Annotated in this window: 30 protein-coding genes, 1 riboswitch and 1 other annotated feature; of the genes, 21 read left to right on the forward strand and 9 right to left on the reverse strand. The window is 40.1% G+C overall.

What is annotated here, in order from left to right; all coding sequences use genetic code 11:
- The first annotated feature begins 2 nt into the window (after positions 1 to 2).
- The gene (locus BI350_RS01790) at positions 3 to 482 is read left to right on the forward strand and encodes a hypothetical protein (RefSeq protein WP_075526565.1); all 480 of its coding nucleotides are present in this window, start codon (positions 3 to 5) and stop codon (positions 480 to 482) included.
- Between the two features lie 116 nt (positions 483 to 598).
- Here BI350_RS01790 and BI350_RS01795 read toward each other — a convergent pair whose 3' ends face one another.
- Both BI350_RS01795 and BI350_RS01800 read right to left on the reverse strand, forming a co-directional pair.
- Entirely contained in the window at positions 599 to 1,132 is a 534-nt protein-coding gene (locus tag BI350_RS01795; RefSeq protein ID WP_075526566.1) for an ECF transporter S component, read from the reverse strand.
- 149 nt (positions 1,133 to 1,281) lie between these two features.
- The gene (locus BI350_RS01800) at positions 1,282 to 2,064 is read right to left on the reverse strand and encodes a conserved phage C-terminal domain-containing protein (RefSeq protein ID WP_075526567.1); all 783 of its coding nucleotides are present in this window, start codon (positions 2,062 to 2,064) and stop codon (positions 1,282 to 1,284) included.
- A gap of 203 nt (positions 2,065 to 2,267) precedes the next feature.
- Here BI350_RS01800 and BI350_RS17340 point away from each other — a divergent pair, with 203 nt between their 5' ends.
- From BI350_RS17340 to arr, 5 genes are all read left to right on the forward strand, one after another.
- On the forward strand, positions 2,268 to 2,822 hold the full coding sequence (locus BI350_RS17340; RefSeq protein ID WP_342672199.1) for a macro domain-containing protein: 555 nt from the start codon (positions 2,268 to 2,270) through the stop codon (positions 2,820 to 2,822).
- Positions 2,823 to 2,837: 15 nt separating this feature from the next.
- The gene (locus BI350_RS17345; protein WP_342672200.1) at positions 2,838 to 3,224 is read left to right on the forward strand and encodes a hypothetical protein; all 387 of its coding nucleotides are present in this window, start codon (positions 2,838 to 2,840) and stop codon (positions 3,222 to 3,224) included.
- A gap of 347 nt (positions 3,225 to 3,571) precedes the next feature.
- Complete coding sequence (locus BI350_RS01815) at positions 3,572 to 4,192, forward strand: vWA domain-containing protein (protein WP_075526569.1); 621 nt, start codon at positions 3,572 to 3,574, stop codon at positions 4,190 to 4,192.
- 13 nt (positions 4,193 to 4,205) lie between these two features.
- On the forward strand, positions 4,206 to 4,403 hold the full coding sequence (locus BI350_RS01820) for a helix-hairpin-helix domain-containing protein (RefSeq protein WP_075526570.1): 198 nt from the start codon (positions 4,206 to 4,208) through the stop codon (positions 4,401 to 4,403).
- 238 nt (positions 4,404 to 4,641) lie between these two features.
- Positions 4,642 to 5,058 (forward strand): NAD(+)--rifampin ADP-ribosyltransferase, encoded by a 417-nt coding sequence (arr, locus tag BI350_RS01825; protein WP_075526571.1) that lies wholly within the window; start codon positions 4,642 to 4,644, stop codon positions 5,056 to 5,058.
- Between the two features lie 273 nt (positions 5,059 to 5,331).
- On the opposite strand, the gene BI350_RS01830 is transcribed toward arr, so the two are convergent.
- From BI350_RS01830 to BI350_RS01850, 5 genes are all read right to left on the reverse strand, one after another.
- Positions 5,332 to 5,781, reverse strand: a complete 450-nt coding sequence (locus BI350_RS01830) for a hypothetical protein (protein WP_075526572.1) — start codon at positions 5,779 to 5,781, stop codon at positions 5,332 to 5,334.
- Positions 5,782 to 6,121: 340 nt separating this feature from the next.
- Positions 6,122 to 6,835, reverse strand: coding sequence for a YjjG family noncanonical pyrimidine nucleotidase (locus tag BI350_RS01835; RefSeq protein WP_075526573.1), 714 nt, complete (start codon positions 6,833 to 6,835; stop codon positions 6,122 to 6,124).
- A gap of 106 nt (positions 6,836 to 6,941) precedes the next feature.
- Positions 6,942 to 7,382, reverse strand: a complete 441-nt coding sequence (locus BI350_RS01840; RefSeq protein ID WP_075526574.1) for an NUDIX domain-containing protein — start codon at positions 7,380 to 7,382, stop codon at positions 6,942 to 6,944.
- Positions 7,383 to 7,582: 200 nt separating this feature from the next.
- A complete protein-coding gene (locus BI350_RS01845; protein ID WP_075526575.1) occupies positions 7,583 to 8,392 on the reverse strand; it encodes a YitT family protein in 810 nt (269 codons plus the stop codon).
- A 95-nt stretch (positions 8,393 to 8,487) separates the two neighbouring features.
- Positions 8,488 to 8,730, reverse strand: a binding site (T-box leader).
- 144 nt (positions 8,731 to 8,874) lie between these two features.
- Positions 8,875 to 11,298 (reverse strand): sensor domain-containing protein, encoded by a 2,424-nt coding sequence (locus tag BI350_RS01850; RefSeq protein WP_075526576.1) that lies wholly within the window; start codon positions 11,296 to 11,298, stop codon positions 8,875 to 8,877.
- 280 nt (positions 11,299 to 11,578) lie between these two features.
- Positions 11,579 to 11,685, forward strand: a riboswitch (TPP riboswitch).
- Positions 11,686 to 11,759: 74 nt separating this feature from the next.
- Between BI350_RS01850 and thiD the strand changes: the two genes are divergently transcribed.
- The 5 genes from thiD (at position 11,760) to wrbA (ending at position 15,956) form a co-directional block, all read left to right on the forward strand.
- Positions 11,760 to 12,596, forward strand: a complete 837-nt coding sequence (thiD, locus tag BI350_RS01855) for a bifunctional hydroxymethylpyrimidine kinase/phosphomethylpyrimidine kinase (RefSeq protein ID WP_075526577.1) — start codon at positions 11,760 to 11,762, stop codon at positions 12,594 to 12,596.
- A complete protein-coding gene (gene thiE, locus BI350_RS01860) occupies positions 12,589 to 13,248 on the forward strand; it encodes a thiamine phosphate synthase (protein ID WP_075526578.1) in 660 nt (219 codons plus the stop codon). Before thiD ends, thiE begins: the two co-directional genes overlap by 8 nt.
- A 63-nt stretch (positions 13,249 to 13,311) precedes the next feature.
- Entirely contained in the window at positions 13,312 to 14,517 is a 1,206-nt protein-coding gene (locus BI350_RS01865; protein ID WP_075526579.1) for a DUF3238 domain-containing protein, read from the forward strand.
- A 135-nt stretch (positions 14,518 to 14,652) separates the two neighbouring features.
- Positions 14,653 to 15,264, forward strand: a complete 612-nt coding sequence (locus BI350_RS01870) for an alpha/beta hydrolase (RefSeq protein ID WP_075526580.1) — start codon at positions 14,653 to 14,655, stop codon at positions 15,262 to 15,264.
- Between the two features lie 26 nt (positions 15,265 to 15,290).
- Positions 15,291 to 15,956, forward strand: coding sequence for an NAD(P)H:quinone oxidoreductase (gene wrbA, locus BI350_RS01875; RefSeq protein WP_075526581.1), 666 nt, complete (start codon positions 15,291 to 15,293; stop codon positions 15,954 to 15,956).
- Between the two features lie 57 nt (positions 15,957 to 16,013).
- On the opposite strand, the gene BI350_RS01880 is transcribed toward wrbA, so the two are convergent.
- Positions 16,014 to 16,883, reverse strand: a complete 870-nt coding sequence (locus BI350_RS01880; RefSeq protein WP_075526582.1) for a foldase protein PrsA — start codon at positions 16,881 to 16,883, stop codon at positions 16,014 to 16,016.
- A gap of 503 nt (positions 16,884 to 17,386) precedes the next feature.
- Here BI350_RS01880 and BI350_RS01885 point away from each other — a divergent pair.
- From BI350_RS01885 to BI350_RS01905, 5 genes are all read left to right on the forward strand, one after another.
- Positions 17,387 to 18,577, forward strand: a complete 1,191-nt coding sequence (locus tag BI350_RS01885; protein ID WP_075526583.1) for a hypothetical protein — start codon at positions 17,387 to 17,389, stop codon at positions 18,575 to 18,577.
- An 18-nt stretch (positions 18,578 to 18,595) separates the two neighbouring features.
- Positions 18,596 to 19,831 carry a Zn-dependent hydrolase gene (locus BI350_RS01890; RefSeq protein WP_075526584.1) on the forward strand — a complete coding sequence of 412 codons (1,236 nt, stop codon included), beginning with the start codon at positions 18,596 to 18,598 and terminating at the stop codon, positions 19,829 to 19,831.
- Positions 19,831 to 21,003 carry an amidohydrolase gene (locus BI350_RS01895; RefSeq protein ID WP_245698324.1) on the forward strand — a complete coding sequence of 391 codons (1,173 nt, stop codon included), beginning with the start codon at positions 19,831 to 19,833 and terminating at the stop codon, positions 21,001 to 21,003. The genes BI350_RS01890 and BI350_RS01895 overlap by 1 nt, the downstream gene beginning before the upstream one ends.
- Positions 21,004 to 21,363: 360 nt before the next feature.
- Positions 21,364 to 22,905 (forward strand): aldehyde dehydrogenase, encoded by a 1,542-nt coding sequence (gene adh / locus BI350_RS01900; protein ID WP_075526586.1) that lies wholly within the window; start codon positions 21,364 to 21,366, stop codon positions 22,903 to 22,905.
- Positions 22,906 to 22,912: 7 nt separating this feature from the next.
- Positions 22,913 to 23,284: a DUF779 domain-containing protein gene (locus tag BI350_RS01905; protein ID WP_075526587.1), complete on the forward strand. Its 372-nt coding sequence runs from the start codon at positions 22,913 to 22,915 to the stop codon at positions 23,282 to 23,284.
- Between the two features lie 74 nt (positions 23,285 to 23,358).
- Here BI350_RS01905 and BI350_RS01910 read toward each other — a convergent pair whose 3' ends face one another.
- Positions 23,359 to 23,751 carry a thiol-disulfide oxidoreductase DCC family protein gene (locus tag BI350_RS01910; protein WP_075526588.1) on the reverse strand — a complete coding sequence of 131 codons (393 nt, stop codon included), beginning with the start codon at positions 23,749 to 23,751 and terminating at the stop codon, positions 23,359 to 23,361.
- Between the two features lie 273 nt (positions 23,752 to 24,024).
- Between BI350_RS01910 and BI350_RS01915 the strand changes: the two genes are divergently transcribed.
- The 5 genes from BI350_RS01915 to BI350_RS01935 all read left to right on the forward strand — a co-directional run bounded on the left by BI350_RS01915 (position 24,025) and on the right by BI350_RS01935 (position 26,580).
- Complete coding sequence (locus tag BI350_RS01915; protein WP_075526589.1) at positions 24,025 to 24,207, forward strand: hypothetical protein; 183 nt, start codon at positions 24,025 to 24,027, stop codon at positions 24,205 to 24,207.
- Between the two features lie 156 nt (positions 24,208 to 24,363).
- The gene (locus BI350_RS01920) at positions 24,364 to 24,987 is read left to right on the forward strand and encodes a YIP1 family protein (RefSeq protein WP_075526590.1); all 624 of its coding nucleotides are present in this window, start codon (positions 24,364 to 24,366) and stop codon (positions 24,985 to 24,987) included.
- Positions 24,988 to 25,118: 131 nt separating this feature from the next.
- On the forward strand, positions 25,119 to 25,520 hold the full coding sequence (locus tag BI350_RS17120) for a hypothetical protein (RefSeq protein ID WP_075526591.1): 402 nt from the start codon (positions 25,119 to 25,121) through the stop codon (positions 25,518 to 25,520).
- A gap of 51 nt (positions 25,521 to 25,571) precedes the next feature.
- Entirely contained in the window at positions 25,572 to 25,754 is a 183-nt protein-coding gene (locus tag BI350_RS01930) for a hypothetical protein (protein ID WP_075526592.1), read from the forward strand.
- Between the two features lie 238 nt (positions 25,755 to 25,992).
- A complete protein-coding gene (locus BI350_RS01935; protein WP_075526593.1) occupies positions 25,993 to 26,580 on the forward strand; it encodes a biotin transporter BioY in 588 nt (195 codons plus the stop codon).

The raw sequence follows: 26,580 nt of genomic DNA on the forward strand, positions 1-26,580 counted from the left end.
TCATGGGAAGCATGTCAAGATTTTCCGCAATCGAAAAAGTGGTCGATGCTTTTGAATCAGAAATCTTAACTTTCTTTAATGATTTGGTTGGAATGACGGTGGGACAGCTTAATGAAGAAGATCTCGATGTTGAATATTGGATCGGTGCTTATGTTCCGTTGAGCGGATCGTCGAACTGGGAGGGGATTGATGTCCATTTTAGATGGGCTACTGAAGAGGAGTTTTATTCGGGTGAAGTAAAGGATGAGGATATCATTTCCGATTTTAACGAGTCTTTTGCAGGGAATAAAATCACCTCAATTTCAGTTGGCGGACATGATAGAGATGATGAGGTTTATCTATATGCCAATATTGACGAGTATTCTTCCATTGAGATCCCTCTAGGTTTTAATCCGGAAACATTGGAGTTTTATGGTTTTATGGAAGATATTTTGGCAGAAGCAAAGCGAAGAACATTTGTGGGAAATTATTATAGTCACTGAAAACGAATAAAACAAGCTGACACAGGCTAAAAAAGCCTCCGTCAGCTTGTTTTCATATTAAAAGGTATAGTATTACTTGCTCGTCTTCGTAAGAAAGCTCATATACTTTTACATTCTCACTTAAAAAACGGTAACTTCTTCAACACAACACACGCTGGAATTGCCACACCGATTCCGATGACAATTTGAACAATGTCACCCGGAATGGAGGCGGCTGGGATAAGCCAACTTTTAAAGATAATGGCTTCTCCGACGTAATAGCCTGCAATCATGAATGGTGCTGAAATAATTGTAGCTAACAGGTTGAAACCTAAACTATTCCCATCGCGGCCATTTGACCAAGCGATTTTTCCGACGATATAACCTTGTATACCGCGAGAGATGAAAGTAATAGGCGCCCATAAAGTCCAACCGGCGACTAAGTCAAATAATCCCATGCCGACAGCGCCAGCGATGGCGCCTTTTCTAGGGCCAAAAAGGATGGAAACGATAAAGAGCATCCCTGTGCCAAGGTGGACCAATCCGCCATTTGCTGCGATTGGTAGTTTGATGTTTAGTAACATCGTAGCAACGAATACGAGTGCAATTAACATCGATGTGATGATTAAATTATAAGTGCGTGCGCTTGAATAAGTTGTTGTTTTTTGCATTGCCTGTCCCTCCAATGATTTAATGTGTTCAAAAGTTGTTATTTGCATTGTCTGATAACTTTACCAAATGATTGGTCTCTTTGTAAGTGTCAACTTTCGATAAATGTTAGGGGTCAGTTTGAATCGTCATACTGTGTCACGTGCCTGATTTAAGGCTCACCCTTGCTAAAATCTAATTCGAATTCTTGTGGTAAATTAATTTTCGGTGAACGTTCATTTTCGCTCCTGTATGTTTCCAAATAGTTTTCAAAATTTGTTGCATTGAATAACGTTGAAGGTCGTAAATATTTTCGCCAATGTGCATCGGTTAGCCATTCGTCTACCTTCGTGTCAATGACATGTCGGAAATCATCCAGTTCGTAACCTTCCTGAAAACGAGCATTCACTAATCGCGTTGTTGCAATCGATGTTGTCTTGAAATTTTTACCGGTTTTCTCATTTAAATAATCAATGACAGACACAACGTCGGGATGCTTCCCGACAATATCTTTTTTAATACTTTTAATCTCTTTGGTTATTGCTAGGGGCATTTTGCTATCATCACACGGTGCAATTTGCATTTCCCCTTCAGATGATCTTGCTTCCATGATGGGGGCATTTTGCTCCATCAAGCGTTGAAGGGCCACATACTCAATCCGGTACCATTTCGTCTTGTCCATTTTCATCCGATTATACGATGCCGTCGAAACAATTAACCCTTTATTCTCTAGCCTGCGAATCGTACGTTTAATCGTATCGACAGACCAGAATGGGAATTCTTCACGTTGCCACTCTTCGTATGTCCGATAAACCCACTTATGCCCACCCCGATCGTTTCTTGAGATGAGCAGTCTGTAGTGTAGTTGTTGGATTAAAATTGCATCGTTTAATCCAAGGAGCATTGCTAATGATGGGAGCACTTGCAGTGGTGATTCGTTAATTAATAATTTCATCTTAATATCCCTCCAATTAAATACTTTTCTGGTTACAAATAGAACTTGTCATTTTTTATATAGAAAGTTTATTTGGAAAAGGATACAAAAAGCGTATAATTTATTTTTCATGAATGGGTATGCGTGACACGGAAAGAAGGATTTCGACAGGGGAACAGTGAATAGTAATAATAGAACTGTTTGATTAAAAGGAGACGACTTCAATGCCATTTAAAATAATTGAAGATGACATTACAAATCTCGACGTCGATGTCATTGTGAATGCTGCGAATAAAGAACTGCAACAAGGCGGGGGTGTTAGTGGTGCAATTTTTAATGCCGCTGGGGCAGCCGAGTTGCAGGCGGCTTGCGATGAAATTGGTGAGTGTCCGGTAGGGGAAGCGGTGATGACGGATGGTTTTCAACTGCCTGCGAAGAAAATTATTCATACAGTTGGACCGATTTGGCAAGGTGGGCATGCAAATGAAGCAACACAATTAAAAAATTGTTATCAAAACGCATTAACGCTTGCGCATGCAAATGATTTGCAATCCATTGCCTTTCCGCTCATTTCTTCAGGCATTTACGGATATCCGATTGAAGAAGCTTTCCGCATTGCGGGTTCCACCATTCGCGAATTTTTGCAAGAACATGAAATGCTTGTGTATCTTGTCATATTCGATAGGAAAATACTTCGTGTCAATGAACATTTAATTACGTCCATTTCAAAATACCTTGATGAACATTTAGAAGAAGAACAGGTTTATTTGCAAAGCTAAATGGAAGATTTCATTTTGGAAAAATCTATCGAAAGTAGTTTGGAAAGTGTGCTAGAACGATTAGATGAGTCGTTTTCTGAAAGGTTACTTCGTTTAATTGATGAAAAAGGAATGACGGACGTTGAAACGTATAAGAAGGCGAATATTGACCGTCGATTGTTTTCGAAAATCCGTAATTCGGATACGTATAATCCACATAAGAAAACGGTCATTGCGTTTGCAATTGCGCTGGAATTAACAATCGAGGAGGCGCTCGATCTATTGGCAAAAGCGGGCTATACATTATCGCGAAGTAGTAAATTTGATGTGATTATCGAATACTTTATCGCAGAACAAAATTATAATATCCATGAAATTAACGAAGCGTTGTTTAATTTTGACCAAATTTTATTAGGCGCATAAATGTCGCTTTCGAAGCGACCAAATCGCAAGGTTGAATTGTTATCCTTAATGTAATAAATGAGTCAATTTCATAATTACTTATTTACGTAATTAATTCGAACGTAATTATCTAGTCGTCCTTTTAATGTTCATCATTGTTGTGGACGCGTTCGTTGATTGGAGTGGAAGGCGGCGACTCCTGTGGGATTAGCGGGACAGGTGAGACCCCACAGGAGCGAAGTGACGAGGAGGCTCACCGCCCGCCCCACGGAAAGCGTCCGCCTGAAACGGAAATCAACCTAGTTCGGAATATACTGCAGTTCAAGTTAATTATGAAATTGATTAAAATAGCAAAAGAGGGATAACAAATGAGTAAAAACACAACAGAATTGGTTTTTATTTTGGATAAGAGTGGTTCAATGAGCGGGCTAGAGGCAGATACAATTGGCGGCTATAATGCGATGCTTCAAAAGCAAAAGGAAGAAAATGGGGAAGCAACGATCACGACGGTATTATTTAGTGACGCGTATGAATTGTTGCATGATGCCGTCCCAATCGACCAAGTGGACATCATAACGGAACGGGATTACCAAGTTGGCGGCATGACTGCTTTGCTGGATGCAATTGGATTTTCCATTCAAAAAGCTAGTCGTAAAGAAGCTGAGAACAAGGTGCTGTTCGTAATCACAACGGATGGAATGGAAAATGCGAGTCGGGAATATGAATTCGAAAAGATCAAGACAATGATTGAACGTAAAAAGGCTGATCATGGTTGGGAATTCATCTTCCTTGGGGCAAATATCGATGCCATTGCTACTGCTGAAAAATTTGGCATACATGAGGACTTTGCCGTAAATTATCATGCGGATAGTGAAGGCGTACAAGTGAGTTACAATGCAATCAATGAAGCGGTCGCCTCGTTTCGAATGGAAGAAAAAATAGACCATACGTGGAAAGACGCTATTGAAAAAGATTACAATCAACGATAATTAGGAGGACTCAATGACACACGAACAAAAGGACTTACCAAAATTAGCCAAACCGGCACTGCGCGCATTAGCGGGGGCTGGTATTTCAAAATTGGATGACTTAGCGAAGTATCGAGAAGAAGAAGTGATGGAACTTCACGGAATGGGCCCGAAAGCGATGGCTGTACTTCAACAAGCAATGGAAGAGAACAGTGTTCCTTTTCTGAAGTGATTTAAGCATGTACCATTTTTGTTGGCATAATAAAAGCCTAAGTCCTTATAAATAGGAATTAGGCTTTTCAGTAATTCAAAATGTTGATTGTTAAATATAACGTAAAAGATAAGTAATGATCGTTCGATGTCTTTCTTTCTAATTATATTATACCATTATTTATGACTGATTTTCAGTCTGTTTTTTAAAAAACTTTGCACTATAATGAAATACAAATCTGAATAAGAGGTGTATCCGTATGAATAATAAAAAAGATGTCTTAGATAATGGTCCATTTTTCCATGGTACGAAAGCAGAACTGGAAATTGGAGATTTCTTAGAACCACAACACTTATCAAATTACCAAGATAAAAAATCCAATTATATCTACTTTACTGCGACATTAGATGCGGCTAAATGGGGTGCTGAGTTGGCAACATCCAAAGCAAAGGAAAGAATCTATATTGTCGAACCACTGGGGGATTTTGAAAATGACCCGAACTTAACCGACAAAAGATTTCCTGGAAACCCAACACGTTCGTATAGATCAAAATCTCCTTTGAAAATAATAGCCGAATTAGGTTCATGGGAAAGACATTCCGATGATGAAATCAATCATATGCTGACATCATTACAAAAGTTGCGTGAACAAGGAATAGCTATCATATACGATTAATCCTTAATAGGGGAGGGGTCCGATAGTGATGGTCGTACTTCAACAAGTAACGGAAGAGAATGCTATTTCGCATCTTAAGTGATTACGGTACAAGCATGTACCATTTTCGCAGTCGATATTTACCGGTAATCCCCATAGGATTTACCGTTTGCCACTAACGCATTTGTTGGGGATAATAAAATCCCAATTCCTCTTTTTGATGAAGAATTAGGATTTTTATTCTGTAACAATCGCATCTGTTAGCTACATAGTCTCTAAATATATCATGCAAAATCATCCTCCTGCAGGAGCTACACAAATAACTTGGACCTTACACTTTTTTATATTTAGTTTTCTTAGTATCTCGACTTTTCCGCCGTTACATGGTGCAATGCGAACAATAATGGGATGCCCATTCTCATCTCTGCTCCAAACTAATGTCGGGCATTTTTTTACATTGCCATCATCATCAATATATGTGAACCGATGAGCAAGTAGTTCCAGTTCGCTAATAGTAGCGATACGGAAAGGCTCCCCTAGACTCTGACAATATTCAACAGCTTGACAAAAGTATCTGTTTATTTGAGTGTAATTATAAACTATATTAGTTTGAGCATCATAACCCTCTGAAGCAATCCAATTTCTATATTGTTGACATTGACTTCCTTCGCACGGGGTTAATTGTTGTGGACACTTCTTTTTATATTTACAACTACAACAACCTGTTTTTTTCTTTTTGGACATACAATTTCACCTCCCTACAATTACTATATTGCTAAAGGTAGACAAGGGATTATGTGTATGTCTGACAAAATGCAAATTAAAGCACTTGTACAATGGTTAATTATGGGTTATCGAACAATCTGACAGGATTGCTTTATATGCTAATTTTAATCCTGTACTTTGACTTTATTTTGTACGAAATCTTTTTATACTAATCAATGAATAGTTAATAAGTAACCCGGTTGTTCTGGATAATAGCCCAATCGTTTAATGGCGTTGGCTTTAAGTCTTCCTCTTCGACTTTAAACAATCTATTCAACAATCACACCAGATAATTGAAGACTCATTCATGCATGATTGACTAACTGATATCATTTATAGTTTTCTTTTCCAGCAAAATGCCATAAAGCTCTTCAAGTTTTTGAATCTCATAGGTAGGAACAATATTTGTGTCATTGGGCTTCTTTTCAAGGTTAAACCAACATGTGTCTAGTCCGGCTAGTTGTCCACCTTGAATATCCGCACTTATAGAATCTCCGATGATTAATGCTTGGTTTACATCAAAATTAGCAATCCTTTCAAATACATAATCAAAATACGCCTTCATGGGCTTCTGGGAGCCTGTGTCTTCTGACACAAAAATATCTTTAAATAATGGAAATAATCCTGAAGCACGTAATCGCTTATCCTGAGTCTTGGAAACACCGTTGGTAACAATATATAAGTCATATTGATCTTGCAGGTCTGTTATCAATTCAAGCGCCCCATGAACTAGTTGTTTGCCTTCTTCCAAATAGTTGCGATAGCTCTTCTCAAGGATTGCGCCATCGACTTCTCGATGATAGGCCTTAAATAAAATTGAGAAGCGAGTATTCACAACCTCATCGCGATCTATTTCTCCTTTTTCAAAGGACCTCCAGAGATCTTGATTGATTCTTTTATAGTTTGCTTCGATTTCGGGGGTCAAGGGAATGTTTTGTTCCTTAAATAATAAGCGTAAAGCTTCCTTTTCTGCGGCGCCAAAATCCAATAGTGTATTATCTACATCAAATAATAAAGTTCGATACTTTTTCAAGATGATTTCTCCATTTCCTGCATTTGTTAATATGTAGTATAGTCAGCCTAATTAAGAATAGGCGCTAATCCTTATTAAGGAATTGCGCCCGAGTCTAGAATATGGGTCAGCGAATAAATGCCGCTTCCTTTTTTGATAGAGCATCCTCTAACCATTGAGGGTGCATCGTTAACAAATCTTCTGGTAAGTTGTCTTGATCAAAAAACTTAATTTCAAGCGATTCGTCTGAATTACATGTAAGTTCCCCGCCTGTGATTTCAGCAAGAAAACAAGTTGTTATAAAATGCACTGCCTTGCCATTTGGATACTTGAAAACTTGTGAATCAGGATCAGAATAAACACCAATCAGCTTTTCAATTCTTACATCTAAATTAGTCTCTTCTTTTACCTCTCTGATGACTGCCTCAGAAACTGTTTCACCAATTTCCACATGTCCTGAAGGGATTCCCCACAAGCCCACATCAGCTCTTTTTTGCAAGAGAACTTGTTTCTCTTTGTTCAAAATAATTACAGCAACGCCAGCTTTTAAATCATCAATTTTTTTCAAATCAAAACACCTTTCTATAAGAAAATGAACGGTTTTTTGAATTCAAAACCTTTTTAAATGAATTTGGTTCGTGCAACAAGTATAGCATTGATGTTTAAGTGTATGTATTCGTTTTTAAGTTGAATTACCCAGAAGACGCGAGGGGGATTCCAGGTAGAACATTAAAAAAGACCAGGCATCCTCTGCCCGGTCACATCAATCTAATTATTAATGGAAAACTTTCCATCGACTTCAATAGTCTCATACATATTAATAAATGCATCTTCATCATGTTTTCGTACAACATTTTTGACGTGCAACGTTTCGTAACGAGTTAACACCATCATTAAAATATCTTTCTTTTCTTGTGTGTAGCCTCCGTAGCCTTCCGTGATCGTAATGCCGCGGTAAATCGATTCAAGCAGTTCGTTTCTAATCGCATCGCCTTCTGTCGTAACAATTTGCATCGTTAATTTGAGGTGGTCCGTAAAGACTGTGTCAATCATTTTCCCTGTAATATAAATCGACAAAAGTGTGTACAGGGCAATTTCCCAGTCAAAGACAAATCCTGAAATGAGCACGATGACCCCATTCATGCCTGTTAACAGTAAACCAACGCTGAAAGAACTGGCCCGCGCGATGATGATGGCGATGATATCTAATCCGCCAGACGTTCCAGCAAATTTTAAGATAAGACCTACACCAAGCCCGCCAATGCCTCCACCAAAAACGGTAGATAATAGCATATTGTCCGTGATGGCGACAGCTGGGATTAAAAATAAGAATAGAGAGAGTGAGAACACGCATACGAGTGTGTTAATCGTAATTGTTCTGCCAAGTTTAAAATAACCTAAGATGAGCAAAGGGACGTTTAATAGAAAGTTATAAAGACCCGTATCGAAGGGGGTAAGTATTCCGAGTAAAATCGCAAGACCGCTAATTCCACTGCTTAAAATTTCGTGAGGAACAAGAAAACAATTAAAAGCAAATGCAACAATGAGTGAACCTAGAACGACAACTAAATTTTTCATAAAACAAATCTCCCTTTTTCACAAAATTTAGAGATAGCAATGTGGAACAGAGTCTTTGAAGGGATATTTTGGATAAAATAAAAAACCCGCCCATGCAAAGGGACGAGTTTATACTCGCGATACCACCCAAATTCCGCAACAGTCAATATGCGGCGCTCAGTCAACGTACTATCATACGTGCTCTTTGATAACGGTAGAGACCCCGGCCTCACTTACAAGATTTCAGTGAGGCATCTTAGAGATGATTTCCGGATAAGCGCTGCCCATCGACTTTCACCATCTGTCGACTCTCTGCAGAACAGGTTGCAAATCGTACTTTTTCTCATCATAGATTTTTGTATTACTAGCTAATTTAGCAGAGAAAAAAGAAGTTGTCAATATATGCTCAAGCCCTTTTCATAGCAAGCTTTATATGCAGAAAAGTCGGTAAAATGACAGCGCTTTCCCGTAACTTTTCACAGTGAAAAAAAGCCATCGCTACCTCAGAAATTCTGAAGCAGTAATGGCTCAATTTGTTCATGGGGAAGGGGTTTAGAGTAGAAATATCCTTGTACTTTATCGCAATCTAATGTCTTTAAAAAATCGAGTTGTTCTTTAGTTTCTACGCCCTCTGCAACAACTTGTAAATTTAAGTTCGAAGCTAAATTAATGATTGTTTTAACGATAGCACGATTACTTTGGTTTAACTCTTGTACAAATACCTGATCAATTTTTAAATGTGTAATCGGATATTCGCTTAAATAGCTTAGCGAAGAATAACCAGTGCCAAAATCATCAATGCTTACGTTCACACCTAAATCCCTTAGTTCACTTAGCATTATTTTGCAATGTTGAACATCTGATGTCATGCTTTCTGTAATCTCTAAGTTTAAATAGCCTGGATGCAGTCCAGTTTTTATTAAAGTTTCTTTAACTTGGTCAACGAATGTCAGTTGTTTAAATTGCTGCGTCGAGACATTCACATTGATTTGAACAGGCGGAAATCCAGCAATTTGCCATTGTTTTGCTTGTGCGCAAGCAGTTTCTAATACCCATTTGCCAATTGCTACAATTGACCCTGTTTCTTCCGCGATGGGAATAAAACGTGCCGGTGAAATCAGCCCCTGTGTTGGATGCTTCCAGCGAATGAGTGCTTCTACACCAGTAATTGTCCCTGTTTTTAAATCAACTTGTGGTTGATAATGCAGCTCAAATTGATTTTCTTTGAGAGCCCGGCGAAGGTCTGTCCCAAGAATGGATTTCTCCATAATTTCACGGTGCAGTTCCTCTGTATAAAACTGGTAAGTGTTCGTTTGTTTTTCTTTTGCTTGAAACATAGCAGTGTCAGCATTACTCATCAATTGCTCAAAAGTCACCCCATCTTTCGGATAAAGGCTAATGCCAATACTTGCATTGACAAACATATCAAATTCTTGAAAGGTAAATGGTTCAGATAAATCATCCAGCAATCGTTTCGCAATTGACTCTGCTTCGTGGCTGTCTGTACGGGACAGTAATATGACGAACTCGTCGCCACCTTGGCGGCAAACAATATCATTTTCACGAATAAGACGCGTTAAACGATGGCTGACTCCTTTGAGAAGTTCATCGCCAATTGCATGGCCCATTGAGTCATTTATGTGTTTGAATCGATCTAGGTCGATAAACATAATGGCAAATGATTCATTATTTCTTTTGGCGTTTTCAATATTTATCTCTACTTCTTTTTCAAAAAGACGTCTATTTGGTAATTTTGTAAGAAAATCATAGTAAGCCATTCTTTCAATTTGTTTTTCTGCTTCTTTTCTTTCTGTAATGTCAATAATTGTACCGACTACTTCTGTAACAACGCCATTTTCGAAAATTGGGGATAAGTAAATTAAAAAAGTGTAATTGAAATAACTTATTTCGAAATGATTGATTTCCCCTTGTAATGTACGCCGTAACAAACTTTTATAATCCATAAGTTCTTTTTGGGAAAACGGATGAGGGATATTATTTTTCACGATATCGCTTAATGAAAGATTCAGCCTTTCTACTAATCTTCCCTCTAAAAGAGTAATTGCGATTCCGCCTTGCCCATCGTCTGTATATTTAAATATCCCGTTTTGTAAGTTTTTAACGGTTTGTTGAAAATCATTTCTTAATGCGATTTTTAAAGACTGTTCAGCCTCTTTTCTAGCTGTAATATCTGTACGGATTGCAATATATTGATAAGGTATGTTCTTTTCATTCAAAAAAGGAACAATGGTTGTGTTGACCCAGTATTCAGTCCCGTCTTTTGCTCTGTTTTTAATATCGCCCTTCCAAATTTTTCCATTGCCAATTGTGCGCCACATATCTTTAAAGAAACTCTTCTGATGATATCCTGAATTGATAATTCGATGGGTTTGTCCGATTAATTCGTTGGAAGAATATTGGGACAAACGACAAAATTTTTCGTTTACATAAGTGATGACGCCTCTTTGGTCAGTGATTACCACGACTGTTGATTGATCCAGTGCATTTTCAATATTGTGTAGGTCCTTTAAAGTTTCGGCATATTTCTTTTCAGCAAGGACCTGATTTGTGACATCGATGTCGAATGAAATAAACTTTTCAATAACTCCGTTTTCGTTCAGTACCGGAACAATAGTTGCTTGGACCCAATAAGCAGTTCCATCTTTAGCAATCCTTTTAACTTTGCGCTGAGCTATATTTTTTTCTTTTATAGCGACAGTTATGTCGCTAATAAACTGATCAAATGCTTCTGTTGAAGTTAGCAGACTGTAATGTTTGCCGATTAACTCGTATTCCTCATACATCGCAAGCTGACAAAACAAATGATTCACATGTAAAATGATTCCATTGCAATCAAAAATTGATATACAAAGTTTTTCTTCTAATAAAAGAGGTATGGATGAAGTGTTTTTTATCGTGGTTAACATCAGATAACAATCCTTTCCAGTAACCCACTGTCTCGTTCTATTACTTATGATTCAATTATAACAATAAATTAAAACTTTTGGACTACAAAGGAAAGTTTTTTTATGACATTTTAGTAACGGTTAGGTGAAAAGGTTTCATGCACTTCAAGTTTTTGAGATATTGGAAATGCAGTATTGTGGAGGAAATATTTGAACAATTTTCAAAAGTTTCTTAAAGGTTCTGTGAATATACCAATATGAGTGTGTAAATGTGCTATAGTGAATAAAAGCTGAATAGTTCTACAACCACTAGGAGTGCCTTAGAAAGGCTGAGATGTACACGCTTTGTACAGATCCTTAGAACCTGATCCGGATGATACTGGCGTAGGGAAGTGGGCACGTCTTTTTATTTAAAGGGATGATCGCCGCTTTCTATCGTTACCGGAGAGCGGCTTTATTTTTAATAAAGGACGTGACTATAAATGGTACAAATCGCAATGACAATTGCAGGTTCAGATAACAGTGGAGGTGCCGGTATTCAAGCGGATATAAAGACGTTTCAGGAGCTTGGGGTTTTTGGTACATCCGCATTAACAGCAGTGACGGCACAAAATACACAAGGTGTTCATGCGATCCAATCGATAGACCCAGAAATCATCGCCGCACAAATTGAAGCCATTTTTACGGATTTTCCCGTGCATGCTGTGAAAACGGGGATGTTGTTTTCGTCAGAAATTATTCAAGTGGTGGCGGAGCAATTAAAGAATAAGGAAATCCCGCTCGTCATTGATCCCGTGATGATCGCGAAAGGCGGTGCTTCTTTACTTCGGGAGGAAGCGATTGAGGCGTTGAAAAAGGAACTTCTACCGATTGCAACAGTGGTGACACCCAATATTCCAGAAGCGGAAGTTCTGACAGGGTTACAAATCCAAAACAATGCGGACATAGAAAAAGCGGCCAAGCATATATTGGCATTAGGCGCGAAATCCGTCGTTATTAAAGGAGGACATCGGGTAGACGTACCTGATGCGGAAGATTTATTTATGTCTGCCGCGGGGGAGAAGTTTTACGTCCGTACGCCTTGGATTGACACAAAAGATACACATGGGACAGGTTGTACGTATGCGGCTGCATTGACTGCCTTTCTTGCAGAGGGTAAAAAACAAGCAGATGCTGTTATTTCTGCAAAGAATTTTATCCATGCTGCAATCGAAAATGGGTTAGACATTGGGAGTGGACATGGCCCAACCAATCACTGGGCATATAAGCAGCGAATGACAGTTGAAAAACATAAAAAGGGAGTTGTGATCGATGGATAAAAGTAAACTACAATTATACTTTATTGCCGGAACAACAAATTTGGGGGATCGAAATCTACTTGATGTTTTACAAGCCGCTTTAAAAGGGGGGATTACCGCTTTCCAATTGCGTGAAAAAGGGGAAGGCGCATTACAAGGAGATGCATTAAAAACCTTAGCGGAACAATGTAAACAGCTATGTAACGAATATAAAGTACCATTTATCGTAAACGATGATGTTGATTTGGCAATCGCGGTTGACGCGGACGGTGTTCATATTGGACAAGAAGACGGAGACATTGCTGAGGTTCGTAAAAAAATTGGTTCAGATAAGATTTTAGGCGTTTCCACGCATTCTGTTACAGATGCAATGACGGCTTCAGATGCTGGCGCTAACTATGTTGGGGTTGGGCCTTTATTTGAGACGGCATCTAAAGAGAATGCAGGCACACCGGTGGGACCGGAGCTTGTTCGTCAAGTGGTGAATGTACTTCCTGGTCTTCCAATGGTAGGTATTGGGGGCATTACAGAGCGTAAAGCAGGAAGAGTCATCCGTGAGGGGGCTTCAGGTGTTGCGGTTATCTCAGCGATTGCACATGCAAAAGACGTTGAACAAGCAGCCCGTGCGATGAAAGGGGTCATCACGCTAGCATCGACTGGCGTTGAAATGTAAAGAAAACGTATAATCCACATCGAAATTCGCCACACTTTCTTAAAAAGAAAGTGTGGTTTTTTCATGGTGAAATTAGCTTTGTTTGAAGTGCAATCTGTGACACATAAGCATGATGTCATTCACCTTACTTGGCGTGATCTTGGCGGGGACTATTATGTATATCGAGATGGTGAACTTTTATACGAGGGGACGGTAGCAGAGTTTAGGGACGGGGATTTTAAGCATGCGAAACTATATAACTACTCGATTGAACGTGTTATAAATGAAGAAGTTGTTGACGTAGTCCGACTACAAACTTCGGCATATGCTGAAGAGCGAAATGTTAAGAATCCCTTGCAATTTCTTGTTATGACGACCATCGTAGCCAAGTCACAAATTGCATTGTCTTGGGAAAAAATAAAAGACGTGACACATTATGAAATTTATCGAAATGATGTATTTATCAAAGAGGTACAGGCAAACCAATATATTGACCGTGATATTACAGTAGATCAAACGTATACATATCGAATTCAATCGAAACGTCCACTAGCGATGTCAGAGGAACGGTTTAGCAAGGGAAAGTCAGTGGTCGCCACAGTACTTGGGTTGATGAATAAAGCAATTTCACATAAGCAACCAGCGATTGAAAGATTTACGGTAACCAAACAAATCGGAAGGCCTAGTGAATTACTAATCCCGACCTTGCAAAGAACAGCTGAAAGAAAAGTGAATAAATGGCAATTTCGCTATACAACGTTTTTAAAAGAAAAAATGATTAAAAACCCTAATTTCTTTTCAAAAAGTCATCTATTCAAAGGGGATGGGAGAGATTTTGATCCAGACGGCACTAGTTTCCGATCGCGGGTTGATGTTTCACTCGATTATGGACAGGTAAAATCGCCAATGGTTTGTACCAGAAATATTGGGATGTCAGTGGCGTATGATCATGTAGGCCGATATAGAAAAGAAGCGAAAGCCACTAGTGACGGGATTGTATTGGAAAGAAACGACCATAAGCCAGGGGAAGCCGGTTTTCTCTTAACGCATGAAGTCCAAAATCCCCTTGTTCAAGCGCCGAAGATTAATTATGAAGTTCGCGCTGTTCTGCGGAGGGATGGGACGTTTGACTTGACGGGTTACCATAATCAGGCGCCGCATCATGAAGTTTATCTCACACGCGGCGCACAAAATGGATGGATACCTATTCATCTAGCCGAAAGCAATGGGCTTATCTGGATGTCTGATGTGATGAGTTGGCATTATTGGCGTTTTTCAAACTTCGAATAAAACGGATAAATTGACAAGGTAAAATCCCTTTGTTAGTATCGTCTTGAATTCGAGATAGTTTAGAAGGCGTGTTCTAGGGAATAAAAAGCGTGTAATGAGGTTCCTAGTTCACAATTGAAATAGGGGGGATGAAACATGATTCATATTTTTAAAGAAGGAAAAGATGCAGCTAAGCCAGTTCTTTTATTGTTACATGGTACAGGTGGCACGGAAGAAGATTTATTGCCACTTGCAGGATTGATTGATCCGGAGGCGTCGGTGTTAAGTGTTCGTGGAAATGTCTCTGAAAATGGGATGCCGCGATTTTTCCGCAGATTAGCGGAAGGCGTATTTGACGAGGAAGATTTAATTTTCAGGACGAAAGAGTTACACGAGTTTCTTGATGAGGCAGCAGAAAAGTACAAATTTGATCGGAAAAATGTGATTGCTGTTGGTTACTCGAATGGTGCAAATATCGCAGGAAGTTTATTATTCCATTATGAGGGAAGTTTAAAAGGAGCAAGCCTTCATCATCCAATGGTGCCGAGAAGAGGACTTCAGTTACCAAATCTTGAAGGAACGAAAGTGTTCATTGCCGCGGGTAAAAATGACCCGATTTGTCCAATGGCTGAATCAGAAGAATTGGATGAGCTTCTGAGAGGTGCAGGTGCTGAAACTGCGTTACACTGGGAGATGAACGGGCATTCGCTCACAAGGACGGAAGTGGCAGCGGCTGCTGAGTGGTTTGAGACGAATTTCGGTTCGTAACGACAATACGAAGCGGGGATTAAGACATGGGCTATTTATATAGAATGTTTGGGAATGTGAGTGCAAAGGGGATGGAAAACATGACCAAAACGGCAATTGTTTATTACAGTGCTGGTGGAACGAATTATCGATTGGCCAAATGGGCAGAAGATGGGGCAAAAGCGGCAGGGGCTGAAGTAAAAGTATTAAAAATACCTGAAACAGCGCCACAAGCGGCAATTGATGCAAACGAACGATGGAAAGTACATGCACAAACGACAAAAAATGTGCCTGAAGTGACGCCTGAAGATTTGGAGTGGGCGGAAGCGATCATTTTTAGTGTGCCTACTCGTTTTGGAAATATTGCGGGCCAAGTGCAAAGTTTTATCGATACAGTTGGCGGTCTTTGGGCAGAAGGTAAGCTTGCCGATAAAGCGGTAAGTGCCATGTCGACCGCGCAAAATCCGCACGGCGGCCAAGAGGCGACAATACTATCTCTTTACACGACGATGTATCATTGGGGAGCCATCGTTGCGGCGCCGGGTTATACGGACCCTGTTACATTTGACGCTGGCGGCAACCCATACGGAACGAGTGTCACGGTCGGCCAAGACGGTAAAATTGTGGAAGATGAGGCAGCGATCAAAGCAGCGGTAGAACATCAAGCGAAACGAACGGTAAATGTTGCAAAAGCATTGAAAAATTTAGCGTAATTGTATGCATCTGAATTAAAAAAACCGACACATCGAGGTGTGTCGGTTTTTGGTAGCTTATTTTTTTAGGTTATTTTTGATGTCGTACTTTTCTCGCGCATCTTCTAACCAAGTGACGTACTCCGCTTGCATTTTATCTTCAAATAGCTTTTCACGAATTTCAACAATATTATCTTCGAGCGTCGCGTCTTTTGCCTCTTTTTTATCTAATACTTCAATGATATGGTAACCATATTCAGTTTTGACAGGTTCGCTAATTTCGCCGACTTTCATAGAAAATGCTTTTTCTTCAAACTCAGGTACCATTCGACCGCGTGTAAAGAAACCTAAGTCTCCGCCAAGTGCGCCTGAACCTTCATCTGTCGAGTATTCTTTTGCTAATTCAGCAAAATCTTCACCGTCTTTTAACTTTTGTTCGATTTCATTCGCCGTTTTTTCGTCTTCCACTAAAATATGTCTTGCCTCAACTTGTTCTTCAACGTTAAAGCTGTCTTTATTTTCTTCGAAGTACGTTTCGATTTCTTCGTCCGTTACTTCAACACGTGGTTCCATTAATTTGCGGATTGATAAGTATTGAATGACGTCTTTTTTAAAGTCTTCTTCTGTCATACCGCTTTGTTCTAACGCGTTTTTAAATGCTTCCTCTCCGCCTGCATTTTCCATGAAGTTCGCAACTTCTTCTTTAATTTCATCTTCCGGAACTTTAATATCTTCCTTTTTTACTTCAAGCGCTACAATTTTTTCGTCGATTAGCGCTTCAAGTGCTTGTTGTCCATTAGATTGAACAAGAATTTCATACAGTTCGTCTTTTGTGATTTTCTCGCCACCAACCGTTGCAACAGATTCTCCGTTTGAACAACCAGCGACAACGACTAAACTTAGGGCTGCCAATCCGACTTTTACTTTCGTGTTAAACCATTTCTTCATAATTATTTTGCCTCCAATGTCCTATGTGTGAATCAATTATATTGCGCCAATGTAAACGAAATAGTAATTGATATTTTTCTTCTGTTGTAAGTATAGCATGAACCTCAATATTGTTGTTTTAAAGTGATAAAAAACTTTGTATCCTTTTCCTTTTTCACGCTATCCCCAGTTTTGCCATGTTCGGTATTTTTAATTCCTGAGAAAAATATTGCTAATAAATTGACGTTTGCAACTTTGAAAGGTTTCAATTTCTTTCATGAAGTGATGAAGGTTTCGATTGAAGAAATAATTTTATTACCAATAAAGGGTTTTGAGTCTACTAGCATGATGATTGCGGTTACAAGTACTTTCTAGTTTATATCAATTAAAAGAGCGGTTGAGAAACGCTTATTCACTATATTAAAAAACTATTTGCACAATAGAAAAAGTTATGCTATTATTTCACAATCGACATTAGTTAGTAAGATATGTCTATTCTATATTGTTAGAAAAGAGGGATTGTTGTGTCACAAATGTTAGCCTTAGTACTTGTCGTCGCGATCTTATTTATCGGAGATCTTGTTGCAGTTCGCACGAAAGCTTGGATTCCCTCTGTTTTTGTTAGTGCGGTCCTCTTCTTGCTTGGTTATTGGACTTTTTTTCCGCAAGATATTGTCGCGCTTGCAGGGGTGCCACCTACTGTTGCGGTCATGTTAATCTATTTACTGATTACAAATATGGGTACGCTATTGTCTGTTCAAGAATTAGCTAAACAATGGAAAACGATATTAATTTCTCTAGCTGGGATTTTAGGGATTATTGTCATACTATTCGGATTTGGAACGATCCTATTTGATGTTCAAACAGTACTTGTTGCAATTCCACCGCTCGTTGGCGGCATTGTTTCCGCATTAATTATGTCGGAAGGTGCAGCAGAAGCCGGGCTTACGATGTTGTCGGTATTCGCGATAGTTATTTACGTGATGCAAGGTTTCGCCGGATATCCACTGACTGCTTTCGTTTTGAAAAAAGAAGGAAAAACGCTTCTTAGCAAGTATCGCAATGGAGAATTAGAAAAGAAGACGGAAGATACAGAGAAAGAGGGAGTGTCAAAAGAACAAGAGCTTAAATTATTTAGTAAAATGCCTAAGAAATACAATACGGATTACTTTAAGTATTTAAGGTTAGCGATTGTTGGGTATCTTGCCTATTTGACATCTGAATTGCTCGCACCATTTGTAGCTGTCAGCCCGTTTGTCCTTTGCTTGGTATTCGGTGTTATTGCAACAAGTGTTGGGTTTTTAGAGCGTAATTCATTGCAAAGGGCAAATGGATTCGGATTTGCGATTCTTGGGTTAATGCTCTTCGTCTTTGATGGGTTGAAAGTCGCCACACCCGACATGATGTTAGGTATCTTATATCCACTCGTTGTTTGTATCGGATTTGGTGTGATTGGGATGTACATCTTCTCGTTCATTATGGGGAAAGTGTTAAAAGTCAGTAAGGAAATGGCATTCGCTGTATCATTGACTGCGTTGTATGGTTTCCCGGCAGACTACATCATTACAGTCGAAGTCATTAATGCCTTAACGGAAGATGAAGAGGAAAGAGAAGTTTTGACAAGTCATATGCTTCCGCCAATGCTTGTCGGTGGTTTTATAAGTGTTACGATTGTCTCTGTTATCCTCGCGGGTACTTTTGTTGCATTCCTATAAGTAGAAGGGGTTGAAGTTATGAAAGCAAATCAAAACCGGATTCAACAGCATATCGAGTTATTAAGCCAATTTACGGCAACGCCAGGTCAAGGTGTAACAAGATTGACGTATAGTCAAGAGGATTTACTAGCACGAAACTATATTAAGGAAAGAATGGTCGAATACGGGCTTACCGTAACAGAAGATGGTTTCGGAAATATTTTCGGGAAACTTGAAGGGCAGATGCCGGACAAGCCTTCAGTACTAGTCGGCTCTCATTTTGATTCTGTTCCAAATGGTGGTGCCTATGACGGGACTGCCGGTGTAGTAGTGGGATTAGAGTTGGCTGCACTGTTTAAGGAAAACGCCATTACGCCACTTTATCCCCTTGAAATTATTGCGTTTGTTGAAGAGGAAGGGTCTCGGTTTGGGGGCGCGCTTATGGGTTCAAGGGGGATGATGGGGGTCCTGACTGAGTCGGACTTTAATCAGTTGTCGGATGCAGAGGGCGTGTTAGCAAAAGATGCGATGTTGGCGATCGGATTGGATCCATCGAAAAAGAAAGTACGCGATCCTAAAACAATTCTTGCTTTTCTTGAACTGCATATCGAGCAGGGGCCAATACTTGAAGATAAAGGGATTCAAGTCGGGATTGTTGAAGGCATTGTTGGACTCACTCAATTGGAGGTGACCGTGCAAGGTCGAGCGGGACATGCAGGGACAACGCCGATGGATAGACGTTCGGATGCGCTCGTCTCTGCTGCACGCATTGTTGGCGATTTGCCTGAGATTGCAAATGCGGTCGGTAATGGAACTGTCATCACAACAGGACGATTAAACGTATTCCCAAACGGGTCAAATGTCATTCCTGAAAACGTCATTTTTACAGTTGATATACGTTCGGGTGAAGAGGAGCACGTGCTCGAGGCTGTCGAGCGCACGAAAGAAAGAATTATGATTCAAAAAGATGAAGGTATTCAAATAACTGTTAAAGAACAGATGTCTATTCAACCGAAATTATTAGATGTAAGCATTCGTTCCGTATTGAAAGAATCGAGTGATCTACTGGGCGCTTCGAATTGCTCGATACATAGTGGAGCTGGTCATGACGCGATGGTTTTATCAGATTACACCGCTTGCGGAATGCTCTTTATCCCTAGTAAGGATGGACTCAGTCATTGCCCGGAGGAATGGTCGGATGCATTTGATTTGGCGGCTGGTACAAATATTTTATTCGAAACGGTCAATAAACTAATGAAGGAGAAATCATCATGATTAATCAACAAATTAAAGATACAATTACTCAGCATCGTGACGAACTGATCGCAATGCGACGAACATTCCATAGTGAACCAGAGTTGCCGTGGGAAGAAGTGAAAACAACCCAGTTCATTTGCGATTATCTAGACAAGCTTGGTATTCCGTACCGAACAACAGAGCCAACAGGCGTCATTGCAGAGATAGAAGGTCAACCAGGCGGTAAGACGGTTGCGCTGCGCGGTGATATGGATGCGCTCCCTGTTGAACAGTTAAATACGCATGTCCCATACGCTTCAAAAGTAGCGGGGAAAATGCATGCGTGTGGACATGATGCGCATACTTCCATGCTGCTGATGGCCGCAAAAGCTTTATCGGAAGTGAAAAATGGACTTCAAGGAAATGTCCGTCTTGTATTCCAACCAGCTGAAGAAATTGCAGAGGGAGCTAAGGCGATGGTTGAACAAGGCGCGATGGAGAATGTTGATCATGTATTTGGAATCCACATTTGGTCACAAATGCAGACACATCAAGTGTCATGTCCGCCTGGACCATCGTTCGCTGCCGCTGATATTTTCAAGGTTCACTTTGTAGGAAAAGGCGGGCACGGAGCGATTCCCGAAGATTGCATCGACGCAGCTGTTGTTGCTTCTTCATTCGTGATGAACGTTCAAACAGTAATCTCGCGGACAATCGATCCGCAAAATGCTGCTGTTCTTACAATCGGCAGAATGGATGTTGGCACTCGGTTTAACGTGATTGCCGAGAATGCTCTTATAGAAGGAACTGTGCGTACATTTAATCAGGAGACGCGTGACCATATTGAAAAGAGCATTGCCGATTACGCCCAAAACGTCGCAGCCATGTATGGTGCAACTGCGGAAGTCGAATATATTCGCGGTACACAACCGGTGATTAATAATGAAGCCAGCGCGATGCTTGTACAGCAAGTTGCTGCAGAAGCATTTGGACCTGATGTTCTTTATCATGAAAAACCAACGATGGGCGCGGAAGACTTCTCATTTTATTTGGATAAAGCCCCAGGCAGCTTTGCACTTGTAGGAAGTGGGAATGCCGAGAAAGATACGGAATGGTCGCATCACCATGGTAACTTTGATATTGATGAAGATGCACTTGCGACAGGCGCGGAACTTTATGCACAATTTGCATGGGCGTATTTGAACCAGTAGATGAATGAATACATTTCATAATTGTCATTCTTTAAAGGAAATATCATAGATTAGAAAAGTGATCCTCTGTTAATAGGATCACTTTTTTTGATTGGGATTTATCAAGAGTTTTTTAAAAAGGTGAAAATTTTATGCATATTACTTGGTGTCCGCCCATAGATTAGTAGTGCGTGAAAAAAGCGCATCGATTATTTGCCGATTTGTTGCCGTGGTAAGGGGGTGCCATATGGAAAAGTGGTTTGTGTGGAAAGGAAAGGTGTTTGCTAGTTGAAGACTTAATCGCACTATCCATTCGAATAAAACTCATAACTTGATGAGAAAAATTATGACAAAAACAAACACTAATTGGGAGGAATGACAATGGTACAAGCAGTAGAAAACAAAATTTATGCGTTTCCAAATACAAAAGGGGCAATCGTGAATTACAAGGAAAAATACGATAACTATATTGGTGGTAAATGGACGCCGCCAGTACTCGGTAAATATTTTGATAATCCAACGCCGGTGACGGGGAAAGTGTTTACGCGAGTGGCACGTTCTACAAAAGAAGATGTTGAACTTGCGTTAGACGCAGCGCATGCGGCAAAAGAAGCATGGGGAAAAACATCTGTCACGACGCGTTCGAACATTCTTTTAAAAATTGCAGATCGTATCGAAGAAAACTTGGAAAAGCTTGCGGTTGCGGAGTCTTGGGAAAATGGTAAAGCTGTCCGCGAAACGTTGAATGCGGATTTACCGCTAGCCATTGATCATTTCCGTTATTTTGCAAGTGCCATCCGTGCGCAAGAAGGCGGCGTGAGTCAAATCGATGAGGATACAGTCGCCTATCATTTTCACGAGCCAATCGGTGTTGTTGGTCAAATTATTCCGTGGAACTTCCCAATTCTCATGGCAGTGTGGAAATTAGCACCAGCGCTTGCGGCAGGAAACTGTGTTGTTTTGAAGCCAGCTGAACAAACGCCAGCTTCCATTTTACTTCTAATTGAATTAATAGAAGATTTATTGCCGGCAGGCGTTGTCAACGTTGTCAATGGCTTCGGTTTAGAAGCAGGTAAACCGCTTGCGTCTAGCCCGCGAATTGGCAAAATCGCATTCACTGGTGAGACGACAACAGGGCGCCTCATTATGCAATATGCTTCTCAAAACGCAATACCAGTAACATTGGAACTTGGCGGGAAATCACCAAATATTTTCTTTGAAGATATTGCTGATGAGGACGACGAGCTATTTGATAAAGCGGTGGAAGGGTTTGTCATGTTTGCCCTCAACCAAGGTGAAGTTTGTACGTGTCCTTCCCGTGCACTCATTCATGAGTCGATTTACGATAAATTTATGGAACGTGCATTAGAAAGGGTCAAGGCGATTAAAACAGGAAATCCATTAGATCCAACTGTTATGATGGGCGCCCAAGCATCGACGGAGCAAATGGAGAAAATCTTATCCTACTTTGATATTGGTAAGCAGGAAGGCGCAGAATGTTTAATTGGCGGCGAGAAGAATCAGCAAAAAGGTGATTTGAAAGATGGGTATTATGTAAAGCCAACTGTCTTTAAAGGCAATAATAAAATGCGTATCTTCCAAGAAGAAATCTTCGGTCCAGTCGTTTCAGTGACAACATTCAAAACGAAAGAAGAAGCTTTGGAAATTGCAAACGATACGTTGTATGGGCTAGGTGCCGCGGTTTGGACGCGAGATATTAATACGGCGTACCGATTTGGTCGAGGCATCCAGGCAGGTCGCGTCTGGACAAATTGCTACCACGTATACCCGGCGCATGCGGCATTTGGTGGGTATAAAGCATCTGGGATTGGCAGAGAAAATCACCTCGATATGCTAAACCATTACCAGCAAACGAAAAATATGCTCGTTAGTTATAATAAAAATAAGCTAGGTTTCTTTTAATTAAAAGATGAAAGAAACAGCGCGAGTATTAGCTACGGATGCGACACTCGAACTTCTTGGATTATTAAAATCAAAGCACGGTCCACTGATGTTTCATCAATCGGGTGGTTGTTGCGATGGTTCTTCGCCGATGTGCTATCCACAAGGGGAGTTAATCATTGGGGCGCAAGATGTGCTGCTCGGTAAAATTGGCGACGTCCCATTTTATATGCACGAAAATCAATTCAATTATTGGAAGCACACGCAGCTTATCATTGATGTAGTCGAAGGACGGGGCGGGATGTTTTCGCTTGAAGGCGTAGAAGGCAAACGATTCTTGACGAGGTCGCGAGCTTTTACAGACGAGGAAAATGAACGGCTGGCAAGAATAGAAGACTAGCGTGGAATAAAAAATCGCAGGCGAGATGCAAAGATTCGCTTGCGATTTTTTTGGGAAGTTTTGGAGAAATGATTTCATAGGAATCTTCTTCTAAGCTCAGAAGAGGGTAATGCACAAGAATCTTTCTTTTTCCCAAACCATTTATACCGGTTTTTCGCGATATACTTATAAACGCCGTCACGAATTGGGCGTGGAATGAGTATAAATAAGAACAATAGATGCCATAAACCATCCAACTTTTTTGCAATATGTAAAGCGGCTGAAGACTCCGTGAAGACTTTATTATTTTCAATAAGGACAACACTATCTATATCTTTCGGAATCGCAAACTTTTGAATGAGTTCTTGGCCCTTGTCACTTTGTAAAGGAGTAAAATAGAAATGGGCATAAGGATCCCGCTTAAAAATAAATTGAACGTTTACGTCGCAAAAATAACAGTCTCCGTCAAATAAAATAATTCGTCTCATCGGAATACCTCCCTTATTGATAGTATACCCATTATCTATTCAAGTTGACTGTAAAAAAGACTTGAATTGCCTTTGAATGATAAGGTTTGCTGACGGAAATGAAATTGCACGTAGTTCGCAAATGATTGTGCTGACTTCGCACAATCTAGCGATGATAACTTTATATGTGCAGGATATTTGGTATAACAAAGACGTGTATATGAATATCATAATTGACAATCTTGGTTCCTATCGCATTTAGCCACGGTTAATATGTAGAGGAGGTTGATCCATATGAGTCATATGCCAATTGATCCGGAAGAAATGGCAAAAAGATTAGATGAAGATGTCAATGCAGCGTTGAAAATGATTGGTGAAGGTTCGCCAATTTTTGAGTCGTATCCATACGGGAACTATGAAGTGTTCGAAAGTGAAGAACCCCATAATGAAAAAGAATTGCCAGAGAGCTATCAATAATTGCACACCTCACACCTACGTGAGGTTTTTTATGTTGTCAAAAGAACATTTAGTTGAAAATGACACCAAAGTTTCTATCATTCGTATCGATGAAGTAGGGTGTTCAAAAACAAAGTTTATACATAGGTTAAGAGAAAGAGTAGGAGAGTGAATGGGATGAATCCTTTTCTTTCAATTTGGACGAAACCAGAGCAAACTTTGCGCGACATGATTGATCGAAAATCAATCGGCTACGGAATTTTAGTCATTGTGATTGCATCCATTGGTACAGGTGTATTTTCATTTGCAGATTCAGGTCTTCTATCGGGTTTTTCCTTACCGGCAATTCTTTTTATTTCTTTATTTTTAGCTACCGCAATGAGTGTGTTTCTCTATTTCTTGAATGCGGGCTTGTATTTATTCATTGGAAAACTTCTTGGCGGAAAAGGTCAATGGAAGCAAATGTGTCTAGCGATCGCTAGTGGGTCACTACCGATGATCGGAATGCTCCCTATTTCAATCATCGCTATACTGATTTATGGAAAAGATTTATTTAGGGAGCCTGTTGGACCATTTGCGGTTACGAATATGTCGTTCGGTTTTTATTTGTTTTATTTAATTGTCATGATTGGATTATCGATTTATGGTATTGTGATTTTGTCTAAAGCGATTGGGTATGCACACCAGTTTTCGGCTCTAAGAGGGTTTGGAACGATTATGATTTACGCAGGAATTGTCTTTGTCATCGTTATTCTTCTTGCCATTGCAATGATAAGTGGCATAGTATTTTTGGGGCTTTGAAACTTTTTATGATGGTTACCCCATGGATCATATAGACATGGCATTTGTTTAGAACATTTTTCGGCGATATAGTCTCTTGCCCGTGTACTTGTAGGTTTGTTGCATGTACTAGAGGGAGGAGGTGATAGAGCATGATGAATCATGGAAATATGCATCATGGAAATATGCATCATGAAAATATGCATCATGGAAATATGCCTGAACATATGGGGCATCATCAAGTTCAACCAATCGTATGTCCGCCTGTTTATCGTTGCCATGATCAGTTTTCTCAGCGCGAGGTACCGGTTATCCATCCAGTTGTCAACGTAAATAGGCACCATGTCGTCGATGTTCCGAGACACTATTACACTGAAACAACTCAGGATGTAATGGGCGCTTCGTTTTCGCCTGGCGAGAACGGACCAGGATTTGGACCGGGATTTGGACCAGGAATGGGGCTTGGGCCGGCATTCGAAGGAGGGCGCGGTCATGGACATGGACACGGATGCGGTTGTGGATGTGGAGGTGCAAGACGTTGCCTGTGGATGTAATTCCGAATTATGGTAAACTGAGTTTACTATAATTTATTGAGGGTGAACTGCTTGCGGATTTTTAAATTTGTGATCCCAATCATGCTCATCGTTGCTTGGGCAAGTTGGGCGATTTTAAATCGGAATCATACGGATGTTCCTGAAGAGACGCGAATCTATATTACAATAGGTGCAGTCATTGTAAGTGGGATCATTTCGTATTTCCTATTTCCTAAAAACGAAGAAGAAAGATAGTATAAGAAATCAAAACCGATGGCGAAATGCTGTCGGTTTTTTATGTTATTACTGTTTCTGAGTTCATTTAACGCCTATCTCAAGTTCTGACGTGCCAAACCGAATTTATTGGCAATTCTACTAGAAATATGAAATGACCGCTCTCTCAAATAGGTTAACTAATATAAAAAAGTGGTTGACTCAATGGAATTATTCTTTTATTATGTTAATTATGACAAACAACATCTAGAGGTGACAAATGACAACAGTAGTAGAACAGAGAAAAGGAATGGACGCATTAAGTCTAGTACATTGTGGCATGTTTGCAGCACTTATGATGATAGGGGCAAACATAACGGCGTTCGTACCATTTTTAGTTGTTGGAGGAGTCCCAATTACGTTGCAAACTTTTTTTGCGATTCTGGCGGGGCTCATTCTTGGTAGTCGATTAGGCGCTATCTCCATGACGGTTTACATGTTTATTGGACTAGCAGGAGCACCTGTGTTTTCAAAGTTCGGTGGGGGATTTGGATCTGTTCTTAGTCCGACGTTTGGCTTTATTATTTCATTTATATTTACGGCTTATATTGCCGGAAAAATCGTCGAAAAGAACGGGAAGTTACAAGGTTATATCATCGCCGCGCTCGTTGCGATGACAGTGAACTATTTATTCGGAACGAATTGGATGTATTTTGCTTATAAGCTGTGGGCTGCTGCACCTGATGCATTTACATATAAAGTGGCGTGGCTCTGGATGATACCACCATTACCTAAAGACATTCTTCTTGCCGTATTGGCAGGGATGTTTGGACATCGAATGTTCAAAATATTGAGAGTGAGGCGATAA

The organism is Sporosarcina ureilytica (assembly GCF_001753205.1).
Lineage (GTDB): Bacteria > Bacillota > Bacilli > Bacillales_A > Planococcaceae > Sporosarcina > Sporosarcina ureilytica.